The organism is Microcystis panniformis FACHB-1757, from assembly GCF_001264245.1.
Classification (GTDB): Bacteria; Cyanobacteriota; Cyanobacteriia; order Cyanobacteriales; family Microcystaceae; genus Microcystis; species Microcystis panniformis.
The window spans coordinates 3783395-3796496 of record NZ_CP011339.1; the positions used below are offsets into that span (position 1 = coordinate 3783395).

Below are 13102 nucleotides of genomic sequence, written 5' to 3' on the forward strand. Positions count from 1 at the left end.
ATTCGGATAGAAAATCTGCGGTTTCACCGATAGGTTATTGCCCGAATGCTTCGCCCCTACAGGACGCGGGCCGATGAAGACGCAAGGTTTTGAACGACGATTCTCTCAAAATCTTACACCTGTTTCGCTCATACAGCCACAAAACCCCTACCTTGCCTACATTTCACATTTATTCAGCAAACCCTATTTAATACTGCTCACTTAAAAACTCAAATCTGATCACTGATCACTGATAACTGATAACTGATAACTGATAACTAACTTCTATACTCTAACTGCTAATTGTTCGCGGTAAAGAGAGAGCATTTCGGGGATAACTTGATTGAGATTGCCAGCACCGAGGAAGAGGGCTAGATCCCCTGGTTGGAGAATTTCTAGCAGGAATTGACCTAAAGAACTCAATTCGGGGTGATAGTAGGCGTTTTTATGGTGTTTTCTCACCTGTTCGACCACTTGCTGCCCAGTGACGTGATCGATATTCACTTCCCCGGCACTATAAATATCCGTTAAGACTACCACATCGGCGGAACTGAAAGCGGAGCCGAATTCCTCTAAAAAGGTAGTGGTGCGACTGTAGCGATGGGGTTGGAAAATAGCGATCGAACGTTGGTACTGTTTGCCTTCTACCTTCAATTTTGCCGCCGCTAACGTGGCTAACAATTCGCTAGGATGGTGGGCATAATCATCGATAAAAGTAATGCCGTTTGCCTCTCCCTTGTGTTCAAAACGGCGTTTTGCTCCGGCAAAAGTAGCGATCGCATCGGCAATAACAGCAAATTCTAAACCGAGATAACGTCCGATGGCAACCACTGCCAAAGCATTACTAATATTATGTTGCCCCGGGATTTTCACTTCCATTTGTCCCAGATAACTGCCTTTTTCCCAGACGGAAGCTTTCATCATTCCCTGTTCATAGATAATCTCGCTGACGGTGTAATCGGCACCTTTTTCGGGATCGAGACTATAACTAATCGTCGGACGGAAATGCTCGGCGATCGTGTCACAATCTAAACAAGCGACTAAAATCTGGCACTGATTGGCAAATTCACGGAAAGTATCGATAACTTCGCTTAAATTCTGGTAATGATCTGGGTGATCTAGCTCAATATTAGTGATTACGCCGATTTTTGGCGCGTGTTTGGTTAGGGAACCATCGGACTCATCGGCCTCTGCCACTAAAAAACGACCTTGACCAAGACGAGCGTTACCTTCCCAAGCGTCCACCTCACCACCGACAATGATCGTGGGGTCTAATCCCGCTTCTAACAAAACGTAACCGATTAAGCTGCTAGTGGTGGTTTTTCCGTGGGTTCCAGCAACGGCGATACTGTCGTAATCAGCGATTAAAGCCGCTAAAACGTCGCTACGGTGAAAAATTGGGTATCCTAAGTCTCTGGCCGCTCGATATTCCTTGTTATGGTCATTAATCGCCGTGGAGCAGATTACTTGCGGAACTGTTTGGCTACTGTTTTGAGGGCCGGGAGAATGAAATAAAGCTAAATTATTTGCCTCTTGACGGTGGAAAATCTGCGCTCCCGCTCCCTGTAGCCGTTGGGTGATATGAGTAGGACGTAAATCGGAGCCAGACACAGGTAAATTGCGCTTGGCTAAGATATAAGCGAGGGCTGACATCCCAATACCGCCAATACCGATAAAATGGAAAGGTTGGCCGTTAAAATTAACTTTTTTCACTTTTTTCACTCCTCAGACCCACAATTATATAAGTTTTAAACTCGATCGGTAGTAAAGTCAACCTCATGATAGGGGCATTTGAGCAGAATTCCCAAGTGTTGCCCAGTCACCTTGCAACATCCTTGACGCAGAATTAAAATTTTTTCTCCCAATTCCCTTTTTTTGGGGTGTGGGGTGTGGGTGTGGGGTGTGGGGTGTGGGGTGTGGGGAGGTGAGGAGAATAAATAAAAATAATCTCCTGTCCCCTGTCTCGGAGTCCCCTGTCTCGGAGTCTCCTGTCTCGGAGTCTCCTACTCTCCTGAATGGTGAGCTAATAAATTATTTTCGATCGGGATCGTAAAGTTCAACCTTTAAGGTATGATTGGGAACATTAATTATTTTTTTATGTATTGCACTAAAACGTAGAGGGCAAGCAGCAGTGATTAGAGTAGCGATCAATGGTTTCGGACGGATTGGACGTAATTTCCTAAGATGTTGGTTAGGACGGACTAATAGTGGCTTGGAGGTAGTGGGGATCAATGATACATCCGATCCCCGGAGTAACGCTCACCTGCTCAAATATGACTCGATGTTAGGCAAACTTAACGCTAATATCGATGCCGATGATAATTCTTTAATTGTTAACGGTAAAACCATTAAATGTTATTCCGATCGCAATCCCCTCAATCTGCCCTGGGCAGAATGGGGTGTAGATTTAGTGATCGAAGCTACCGGTGTTTTCGTCGATGAAGAGGGCGCTTCTAAGCATATTGTCGCAGGAGCTAAAAAAGTCCTCATTACCGCACCGGGTAAAGGTTCGGGAGTGGGAACCTATGTCGTTGGTGTCAACGCTCACGAATACGAACACGATAAATACAACGTCATCAGTAATGCCAGTTGTACCACCAACTGTCTTGCTCCTGTTGTCAAAGTGATTCACGAAAACTTCGGCATCATCAAAGGGACGATGACCACCACCCACAGTTACACTGGTGATCAACGGATTCTGGATGCTAGTCACCGGGATCTGCGTCGCGCTCGCGCCGCAGCCGTTAACATCGTTCCCACCTCCACCGGTGCCGCTAAAGCTGTAGCCTTAGTTATCCCCGACATGAAAGGGAAACTTAACGGTATCGCTCTGCGTGTACCCACTCCTAACGTTTCTGTGGTGGATTTAGTCGCGCAAGTGGAAAAAAGTACGATCGCGGAACAGGTAAACGAAGTCCTCAAAGAAGCTTCGGAAAATTCTTTGAAAGGAATTCTCGAATATAATGATTTACCCCTCGTTTCCTCTGATTATCGCGGTGTTGATGCCTCCTCGATCATTGATGCTAGTCTCACCATGGTGATGGGTGGCGATATGGTGAAAGTTATCGCTTGGTACGATAACGAATGGGGTTACTCCCAACGGGTGGTTGATCTCGCTGAAGTCGTCGCCAGCAAGTGGAAAGGCTAAATCAGTGATCAGTAAACAGTAATCAGTGAACAGTGGGCGTTAATTAGGAGTCAGGAGTGGTTAGTGATAACTGATAACTGATAACTGATAACTGTTAACTGAGCAGTGATAAATTCTCACCGAAAAAGCGCCGATAGATTCCCTCTGTCACCAATTGAGCGGTGATTAGGTTAGCTAGGGCAATCATAAACAGGATCAGTATCTGGTAGGAAGCGGCGTTTAAAGGTTCACTTCCTGCCAATACCTGTCCGGTGAACATTCCGGGTAAACTGACTAAACCCACCACCATCATCTGATTGAGGGTGGGTATTAAACTAGCTCGAATCGCTTCTTTTTGATAAGCTGCGATCGCTTGTTGAGGGGTTGCCCCTAAACAAAGATGGGTTTCGATTTCCAAACGGTGACTTTTAATGGCACTGCTTAATCTCTCCCCGGCTAAAGAGGCACTATTCATCGCTTGCCCTAACACCATCCCCGTCAAGGGAATTAAGTATTGGGGTGAGTACCATTGTTCTGGTTGAATAATTAAAGCGATCGCATAACCTAAAGTTAGACAGCTACTAATCAACAGAGAGCCAAAAACTAGGGGTAATAAGCCTTTATCTCGGCTATCAATGCGATTTTTAGCAACAATAGTCGCTATAGTCATCATTACTGCCAAAATCCCCAGCACAGCTAGAGGATTATCCAGGGAAAAAATAACGGCGATAACGTAGCCTACCACTAATAATTGCAGGATCGATCGACCGGTCGCTAATAATAATTGTCCCTCTAGGGCTAAATTTGACCAACGGGAGAGGATTAAACAAATACCCATCATCCCCAAAGCCCAACCCAAATCCACCAGATTTAGTTCTACTAATCCATCCATAAAAATAAAAGAAACAAATTAAAAGGATACTTCATCTATAAATAGCAAGTTTATCACAGATGTCGGGGTGAAGACCCTCGCTTTTAGGGAAGGGTCGGGCGGCTTTAAATAAATATGTATTGTCAACTTAAGGAATTTTGTGTTAAAATATTGATACTGGGTCGAGCAGTGTCAAAATGTTTGTACTAGAATACAAAGTTAAGCCAAAACCTAATCAGATAGAAGCCATTAATGAGGCAATACGGACAACTCAATTTGTTCGGAATAAAGTCCTGCGTTATTGGATGGATAATCCTGGTGTTGGCAAAACAGAGTTATTTCGGTACAACACAGCATTAAGGAAAGAGTTTAAATTTGTTGATGATTTAAACTCCCATGCTTGCCAGACTGCCGTAGAAAGAACCTTGCGGGCAATTACTCGGTTTTACGATAATTGCCAAAATAAAGTTAAAGGAAAGAAAGGCTACCCTAAGTTTAAAAAACATTCCCGTTCTGTTGAGTATAAAGTATCTGGATGGAAGCTATCAAAAGATAAACGTCATATTACCTTTACAGACAAAAAAGGTATTGGTACTCTTAAGTTGATTGGTTCTAGAGATATTAATTATTATCAACCAGACCAGATTAAACGGGTAAGAATCCTTAATCGTGCTGATGGTTATTATGTGCAGTTCTGCATTAAATTAGACCCCAGAGACACGGTTAAGCCTTTAACACCCTCCCAGAAAGCCACTGGAATTGATGTGGGATTAAAGTTTTTCTTAGTAGATAGCGAAGGCCATCAAATTGATTGTCCGAACTACTATCGAAAAGCTGAAAAACAACTAAACCGATTAAACAGGAAAAAGTCGAAGAAATACCGTAAGGGTAAAAAACAATCTCGTAATTATCACAAAGCTAGAAAGCGATATGCTCGGAAACATTTAAGAGTAAGTAGGCAACGAGAAGAGTTTGTCAAGAGTGTGGCACTCCGTTTAGTTAAGTCTAACGACTTAATCGCCTATGAAAACTTAAATATCAAAGGCATGGTTAAGAATCGTCATTTAGCTAAGTCGATAACTGATGCAGGATGGTCTGTTTTTAGGCAATGGCTAGAGTATTTTGGGGACAAATACTGCAAGTTAACTATCGCTGTCTCACCCCATAATACGTCTCAAAATTGTTCTAATTGTGGACAAAAAGTCCAAAAGTCGCTATCTACTCGAACCCATGTTTGTCCTCATTGTGGATATACAGATTGTCGAGATAGAAACGCCGCTTTAAACATCTTGCAAAAGGGATTAATTAGCGTGGGGCGCACGCAAACTTTAAACGCTTCGGGAGAGATTCCCTCTTGGTTGGTTGGAGAAATCCTGCTTGCTAACGGAGACTCAATGAACGAAGAATCCCCGTCTCTTTAGAGCGGGGAGCGTCAATAATTATTCCTTCTTTCCCCCAACAAATCCCGATTAGTCTCTAATTTGAGTGAAAGCGCGTGAGTACAATTCCCCCCGTCGATTTATCCCGTCAATACCAAGTCATCAGCGAAGAAGCTAACCATGCCGTTTTAGAAATCCTCCGTTCTGGGCGCTATATTGGCGGTGAAGCTGTGAGCGAATTAGAACGACAATTTGCCCTCTATCATGGTGTTAGCGATTGTGTTGCCTGTAATTCGGGAACCGATGCCCTTTATCTGGCACTGCGCTCCCTCGGTATTCAAGCGGGGGATGAAGTAATTACTTCCACTTTTTCGTTTATTGCCACCGCCGAAGCGATTAATTTAGTCGGGGCAGTGCCTGTTTTTGTCGATATCGATATTAATACTTTTAACCTCGATGTGGCACTGTTGGAAAAAGCGCTTACTCCCCAAACTAAAGCGATTATCCCAGTACACCTTTTTGGGCAATCTGTCAATATGTCTGAGGTAGTAAATTTTGCTCGTTCCCATAATTTATTTGTAATCGAGGATTGCGCTCAGGCAACGGGAGCAGAATGGCATGGGCAGAAAGTGGGGAGTATCGGCGATATTGGCTGTTTTAGCTTCTTTCCTACCAAAAATTTAGGCGGTTGTGGCGATGGTGGCGCAATTACCACCAATAAACCCGAGTTAGCGGCACAAATTCGCATGATTAAAGAACACGGCAGCAAGGTGCGTTATCTCCACGAGGTAATCGGGGTAAATAGCCGCTTAGATGCCATTCAAGCGGTTATTTTGCAAATTAAGCTAAAATATCTCGATTTTTGGAATAATCAACGGATCGAGATTGCCCAACGTTATCGAGAATTACTGCAACCTTTGCCTAATATCACTTTACCTACCGCTTTAGCCGGAGGTAAGCACGTTTGGAATCAGTACACAATCCTAACGGAAAATCGTGACCAAATTCGGGCAGCTTTGCAGGAAAAAGATGTCCTATCCATGGTTTATTATCCGATTCCCCTGCATTTACAGCCGGTTTATCAGTATTTAGGCTATAAAAAAGGTGATTTACCCATGGCTGAATTGGCCAGTGAAAAAGTGTTATCTTTGCCTATGTTCCCCGATTTAAGCTGCGAGGAACAACAACAGGTAGCCTATGCGCTGAAAGATTGTTTGCATAGTTTTTCAATTTATGATTTAGCCGAGGATTGAACTAATGAGTCAGATAAATGAGCGTTCAAAACCAGCCAAGTATTCACTATATAACTTAAGAAAAGTCAAGCGTGATTTAGTCTATGATGCCTGGGATTTCTGGCGTACTCTAACTCAAAAAGATCAACTAGAAAAAGTCATCAATCAAAGAGAAATTCGTTTTATCGGTTTGAAACGTAGTGGTAATCATGCGGTGTTAAATTGGATTAGAGCGCAAGAACAAGATTCTTATTTTCTGAATAATGTTAATGTTAGTAAGTACCTAGGCAAAATTATTTACACATGACGATCATTGCCCCGTAAGGGTTTTAGCTCGATCGGGCAGGTAATTAATTTTGCATGACTACTTATCAGTCCTTTTAGGCATTTTCATCTACACTTCCCCCACAAAGGTTTTCGAGAGGAAGCTTGGGGTAATTTCAAAACTAAGAACTGTTTTTTGTATAGCTATGAAGATCATAGTATTGCCAAAATAACTGAGCCAAAATATGAAAAAAAACATGATCTTTATGTAGGGAAAACCAGTCATAGGTATGATGTACTTTTACTCAGAGATCCGTTTAATCTGATTGCCAGTCGTTTGAAAAAGGGATTTTTATCTGTCAAGACAAAAGGAATGTCTCTGACTGATATGTGGATTGAATACGCCAAAGAATTCCTTGAAGAAACTAGCTATCTAAGTAATAACAAGGTTATTATTAATTACAATCTATGGTTTTCTGATATTAGTTATCGTCGAGAAATTTCCGCCGCTCTTAATCTAGAGTTTTCTGATGCTGGCTTAAATTATGTTAGTAGTTATGGTGGTGGCAGTTCCTTTGAAAAGCAGAACTTTACTGGCAATGCTCAACAGATGGATGTGACTAATCGCTGGAAACTATTTCTTGACAATGACGAGTTTTTGAAGTTAATCAAAAATGATGAGCTTTTACACTATTCCGAAAAAATCTTTGGTAAGCGTCCCGATACCGAGTTAATTTATCTTGGGGCTAATAGATGATAGTTATAATGGCTCTTCGGTTTGTGTTATGCAATGGATGGGGGTTATAAGGGATGGAACCGGGAGCATCTCACCTTTGCAATAAGCATAAATACTTAGTAGAAAAATAGGCTTTTCGAGGGTAATTCTTGTTTTAATTCTCCATGTACGCGGTCTTTAAAAGCCTCTATTTCGTTCCAAGACACGATTAAGAGTGGCTTTTAGGCTAAGTATAATTACTCATTGCGTAAGTGAGATGCTCCCGATGGAACCCTTATAGAGAAAGGCATTTAGCGATTTTTGTCAATTGTTTTTTATCTAGAGCGAACTAATCAATTAAGTCTCTTGCCAGATAAGGATTTAGTCGATTTATGCCCCCCTATCGAACCATAACAAGTAACGAAGAGCCGTTATAATAACTGAATAACTGATACAAAATCCTGTTTAAAAGGTATGGGAGAGTGGGAAGTGGGAATTATAAATTAGGAATTAGGAAGTGGGAATTATAAATTATAAATTATAAATTATGAATTAGGAAGTGGTAAGTGGGAATTAGGAAGTGGGAATTAGGAAGTGGTAAGAATAAATAAAAATAATCTCCTGACTCCTGAATACTGACTCCTAACTCCTGTCTCCTGAATACTGACAGCTTACTGCTATACTTAAGCAATTAAATCGATTAACTTTTGTTTTAAAGTTTCCAATCCTAGTCGACGAATAGCCGAGATAAAAACAGCTTGGGGATATTTTTCCTTAGCTATTTCCAAATCCTCGCTTTTTACCTGATCCAACTTATTAAACACCATTAACATCGGACCGGTTTGAATCGGCATCTCCGAGAGGATTTTTAACACCGAGGCAATCTGACTTTCCCAAGCTGGATGGGAGAGATCCACCAGATGGAGTAATGCGTCTGCTTCCGTTACTTCCTCTAAAGTTGCCCGAAAAGCATCCACCAGCGAGGGGGGTAATTCGTGGATAAAACCCACCGTATCGGTTAGTAACAGGGTGTGAGAGACTTGGGTGGGGGGATCGGTAATAGTTAAGCGTCGGGTGGTGGGATCGAGGGTAGCAAACAGTTGATCGGCGGTATAAACTTCGGCAGCGGTGAGAGCATTAATTAAAGTAGATTTTCCCGCATTGGTGTAGCCGACGATCGCCACACTGGCTACATCTTGTTTTTGCCGTTGTTTGCGTAAACGGGAACGATGAGCTTGCAGTTGATCCACCTCATCCTGGAGACGGGATAAACGACGTTGAATAGTTCGGCGTTCTGTTTCTAATTTTGTCTCCCCCGGTCCGCGAGTGCCAATTCCTCCCCCTAATCTCGACATGGCTAATCCGCGCCCGGTGAGACGGGGTAAAGTGTATTCTAATTGGGCTAATTCTACCTGTAGTTTACCCGCTTGCGATTGGGCCCGTTGGGCGAAAATATCCAGGATTACCTCGGTGCGATCGACCACTCTCACCCCGATTTGGTTCTCTAGATTGCGAATTTGGGCGGGAGAAAGGTCTCGATTGAATACAACTAAATTAGCCCCCGAAGTTTGCACCTGTAGGGCGATTTCTGCCACTTTTCCCGAACCGATCACTGTTTGAGGATGGGGATGATCCCGTTTTTGTCGGGTGACTTGCAAAACTTTACCCCCGGCGGTATCAACTAAACGCTCTAATTCCCTTAAACCGTCCTCAAACTGGCGATCGCTGATATCGTCGGTGATCAAACCAACCAATAGCACCCGATCTTCGGCTTTATCAACGGTTATAGCGGTAAATTCTCGCTGAAACTCCGCCTCTAGTCCTTCCACTAACTCTAAAAAGTCCTGTTTGCTTAAATCCTCTAGATTTAAGGGCGGGGAAACAGACCAGTATATATTACTATTGACATTTGTTTGACTTTGTGGTATGAGATGCGCCAGATAGACTTGCTCCACATAACCGGTCGCCCCACCACCGCGACGGATCATGCCTGTACCAGTTAATGTTAAGATCACCAGTGCGTCTAATCTTTGCAGAGCCATGGCGGTTAAACTGGATTCTTTTGGCGGTTCCTGCTTAAGTTCCGTGGCGATGCAACGAATTCCGCAAAGACGCTCGGAACCGTAGCGGGGTAGTTCCAAGAGAGAAAATTGGGTTTGTCGGGGGGTTCCCACTCCCACACGAATTACCTGGCCGCGACGGTTGATATAGGTGCAGAGGGGTTGATGGATATCGGTACTGATAGCCGCCAGTCTTTGGGCGAATTCTGGGGTGGTGAGAGTATCGATAGGCAAGCGTTCATGATACAGCCTTTGTAGCTGTTTCATCTGACTAGCTTTCAGTCCCTGGGTATTGCCGAAGATGGTATCGATAGGCTTTCCTCGCAATTAGGATTTTATCTATTATTTATTGTAGCGATTATGAGACTCGCTGCTCCTGGACAGCGTTTCTCATCAAGATGAAGTGTAACCTAATTTGCTGCTGATTCAGAAGTAGCGATGATGGCTTAACGCTTTACTTTCTTGGCCATTGTAGTCATGGATAAAATACCAAAGGGATACCCAAGCTGATTCTCCATTTTTTTAGAGAACGATAGACTCTCTCTCACTAACCGGAAAACCCGTTGTCGAAAAGTATTATTTAGGGTCTGCTGAAAAAGTTTTTTGGTGGGGGCAGGGTGTGGGGTGTGGGGTGTAGGGTTTTACCGATTTTGAGGTAGTCAGTTACCTAATTTTCAGGGAAAAAGTCCCGGAATTTTACCTCTGATCACTCCCAGTCCGGTACTTTTTGATTGACAAAAAGTCTAAAAGTCTTACCCAACAAGGTTTTTATATTTATTCAGCAAACCCTAGATAAAAACCAATAACTTCTCCAGTGTTTGTATCAATAGCCAATCAAATATATACCTTGACTTTTTGAGAGAATACGAAGGTTCATATCCCATCACCTTCCACCCTTATCTGACGGGGAACAGCCGCCAATTTATTATTGTTGACATAATTTTGTAACCATAGAAAACCCTACTTGACTATCTTGAGACGGATGATTCATTAGGGGTATTTCTAGACCATTTCTCTACTGTGAGAAGATAACTGGCGATCGCCGCTCTGGAATTAGCCAAGCAAATGCTGATCCTAAATCTGGTTATTAAAAACTGATTATTTATTCTCCCCTACCCCCCCCTTGCCCCTGACAGGTGTAGGTATTTTACAACTAAGAGGAAGGGGAGTAGTAAAAAGCATCAACGGGGGTGGGAGGGAAAGAACTCCAACGATGAAGGTGAATCGACAAACCTTTTAGTAAATCAGCAACTAGGGTAATAGAACCCAGAAGAAAACAAGAAATCCGACGTAAGGGTTTGAGGTTGAGAATTTTTCTAAAGGTAGTATGTTGGGGGGGAAGTTGCTCTAAATCGGGTTGAGGAGATTGATTTTCCGCTTCTCCACCCAGCATAACCATCTTTGAGGGTAGCTACAGCCATGGCTAACCAAAGGCGTTCGGCACGCTGTGGGTCAAGCAGACGAGTGTTTTGCCATTGCCAGCCGTCGGATTTGAGGTCGCGGTAAACACACTCTGTAGAAGGACGTAACCCATACCAAAGGGCATCAGCCATTTGGGGTTCCAAGTCAGTCAAAACCAACCAAGGCTCTTGATAGCCAGAATCCCAACGGGCAAGCAAGGTACAGGCCAAGGGATTAGTTTTAAAGCAAACCACCTGACCCGACCAAGATTGTCCTGGAGCTGAAACCAAAGCATCTAAGGGCTGCCATTGACCGTGAGGGGAAATTTTGACCAGTCCTTGATGGTTAATGCGTAAAAACGGATGCCAGCCGGCTTCGACAATCACTTGATAGAGCCAAGGCGCTTATAAGCCTCGGTCGGCAGGCACAATCACAGTCCAACCAGTAGGAACTGCTTCTTTGAGCTGTCTGATCAGTTTTTGCCAGTATGGTTGACCACTTCCTGGTTCATTGGCTTTGACGATACACCAAGCTATGGGAATCCCACAGCCCGCCAGCAAGACATTAATCGACAAAACTACGAATTTATTGCCAATAGTGGTGGCATCCAGTGCTAAGGCCATTTTTTCTATACTTACAGGCAATAAACTAATTACCCACATTAACAAAGGTGCAAAACAACTGCTTACCTCAAGAGTGCTGCGCTTTTCCCCTTTTTTCGCCTTCCCTTCCTCATACCATTCTTTCAGCCTCTGCCTGACCGTGTTAGGTTTTTCCTCGTTGACTGCGCCAATAAATCTCGACACCTGAGTCAAGCTGCTCGATTTGGTCATGACCATGCCAAAACTCCAAGTCGCCAATCCGATAGCTTGCGGTATTGACAAATGAGGTAGATGCTCTGAAACTATGCACGACCACTGCTTGAGATATTTGTTGTTTAGCATTGTCTTTCACGATGCTCCTCTGAATCTCTAGCTTGATTTTCTCACTCTTGTGTGTGACTACTCACCTCTTTGTAATAAACCTACACCTGTAAGCCCCCTTGCCCTAGGGCTGTTTCATTCTCCGAATCTAGGTGGTGATTCGGTAGTAGTGATGGCGGCTTAATCCTTTGCTTTGCTGTGCATTGTAGTCATGGATAAAATACCAAAGGGTTCCCCAACGTGATTCTCCATTTTTTTAGAGAAAGATAGACTCTCTCTCACCAGCCGAGAAATCCTTTGTCGAAAGGTATTATTTAATCTTTCAATATGATTAGTTTGACCAGTTTCTTGACCGACTGGTCGATGACGTTTACTGGGAATTACTGTCTTATATGACTCCCAAAAGTCTGTGTAAGCAACTGCACATTGTCGGTAAACGCCTGGTAAACTAGCCCAAAGTTTTTTGGCTGATTGACGACTCCTATCTCCGCGCATAGCAACCAATAATTTCTCTTGTATTTCTATCAATTAACCGCCAAATATAGACTTTTATCGTCTTAGAAAAAACCAAAGACCACATTTCATCACATTCTATAACCAATTTACCTTTTGGTTTGTCCGAAACCTTTATTTGACGGGGAACAGCCGCCAGTTTATTGTTGACATAATTTTGTTAACATGACCAACTTACCCCTGTTACTCTAGCAATTCCTCGTCAGGAAATTCGTTCGAGCAGGAGTTTATCAATTAATTGTTTGGTTTCGTCAGAGACGGTTTTATTAGTGGGATTGATCACAAACGGTTGACCGCAATCTTTACACTGACGTTTCGGCTTGCCATTATGTGTAGAACCATTTTTGATGGTATGATAAGAACCACATTTAGGACAACAAGATGTTGAAGTTTGTGAATCTTTTGTCAGAAGACAATGTTCTAAATCTTCATCGTAATTTAACCAAAGTTTAATTATCCAAGAGAAGATATTGATAAAAATAGCAATCATAAAAAGCAAATCCCCAACATTTATCAAGCAATTATTTTTATTAGTAAATATTCTACACGACTCAGTCCAGATAAGCAAGATGGCTTACCACTACTACCGAATCACTACCCAAAAGAACAAGGGGAAAAGTAAGGGTTTTTGAATCCAC

The 13102-nt window shown here is 42.9% G+C and carries 10 protein-coding genes and 1 pseudogene; 5 read left to right on the forward strand and 6 right to left on the reverse strand.

Annotated elements, in window-relative coordinates; all coding sequences use genetic code 11:
* Nucleotides 1–264 precede the first annotated feature (264 nt).
* Complete coding sequence (murC, locus tag VL20_RS18205) at nt 265–1692, reverse strand: UDP-N-acetylmuramate--L-alanine ligase (protein ID WP_052278506.1); 1428 nt, start codon at nt 1690–1692, stop codon at nt 265–267.
* Nucleotides 1693–2110: 418 nt separating this feature from the next.
* Here murC and VL20_RS18210 point away from each other — a divergent pair, with 418 nt between their 5' ends.
* The gene (locus tag VL20_RS18210) at nt 2111–3127 is read left to right on the forward strand and encodes a type I glyceraldehyde-3-phosphate dehydrogenase (RefSeq protein ID WP_002731954.1); all 1017 of its coding nucleotides are present in this window, start codon (nt 2111–2113) and stop codon (nt 3125–3127) included.
* Between the two features lie 94 nt (nt 3128–3221).
* On the opposite strand, the gene VL20_RS18215 is transcribed toward VL20_RS18210, so the two are convergent.
* Nucleotides 3222–3998: an ABC transporter permease gene (locus VL20_RS18215; RefSeq protein ID WP_052277353.1), complete on the reverse strand. Its 777-nt coding sequence runs from the start codon at nt 3996–3998 to the stop codon at nt 3222–3224.
* Between the two features lie 176 nt (nt 3999–4174).
* On the opposite strand from VL20_RS18215, the gene VL20_RS18220 reads away from it, so the two are divergent.
* From VL20_RS18220 to VL20_RS18235, 4 genes are all read left to right on the forward strand, one after another.
* Nucleotides 4175–5398 (forward strand): RNA-guided endonuclease InsQ/TnpB family protein, encoded by a 1224-nt coding sequence (locus tag VL20_RS18220; RefSeq protein WP_052277354.1) that lies wholly within the window; start codon nt 4175–4177, stop codon nt 5396–5398.
* 74 nt (nt 5399–5472) lie between these two features.
* On the forward strand, nt 5473–6609 hold the full coding sequence (locus tag VL20_RS18225) for a DegT/DnrJ/EryC1/StrS family aminotransferase (RefSeq protein ID WP_052277355.1): 1137 nt from the start codon (nt 5473–5475) through the stop codon (nt 6607–6609).
* Nucleotides 6610–6613: 4 nt separating this feature from the next.
* Nucleotides 6614–6895, forward strand: coding sequence for a hypothetical protein (locus VL20_RS18230; RefSeq protein ID WP_052277356.1), 282 nt, complete (start codon nt 6614–6616; stop codon nt 6893–6895).
* 153 nt (nt 6896–7048) lie between these two features.
* Nucleotides 7049–7609, forward strand: coding sequence for a hypothetical protein (locus VL20_RS18235; RefSeq protein WP_052277357.1), 561 nt, complete (start codon nt 7049–7051; stop codon nt 7607–7609).
* Between the two features lie 641 nt (nt 7610–8250).
* On the opposite strand, the gene hflX is transcribed toward VL20_RS18235, so the two are convergent.
* The 4 genes and pseudogenes from hflX to VL20_RS29365 form a co-directional block, all read right to left on the reverse strand.
* Nucleotides 8251–9954 (reverse strand): GTPase HflX, encoded by a 1704-nt coding sequence (gene hflX / locus VL20_RS18240; RefSeq protein WP_002789215.1) that lies wholly within the window; start codon nt 9952–9954, stop codon nt 8251–8253.
* Nucleotides 9955–10943: 989 nt separating this feature from the next.
* Nucleotides 10944–11414 (reverse strand): hypothetical protein, encoded by a 471-nt coding sequence (locus tag VL20_RS32950; protein WP_052276825.1) that lies wholly within the window; start codon nt 11412–11414, stop codon nt 10944–10946.
* 18 nt (nt 11415–11432) lie between these two features.
* The gene (locus VL20_RS32955; RefSeq protein WP_284525844.1) at nt 11433–11972 is read right to left on the reverse strand and encodes a hypothetical protein; all 540 of its coding nucleotides are present in this window, start codon (nt 11970–11972) and stop codon (nt 11433–11435) included.
* Between the two features lie 127 nt (nt 11973–12099).
* Nucleotides 12100–12873, reverse strand: a pseudogene (locus VL20_RS29365) (IS1 family transposase).
* Nucleotides 12874–13102: the final 229 nt, after the last annotated feature.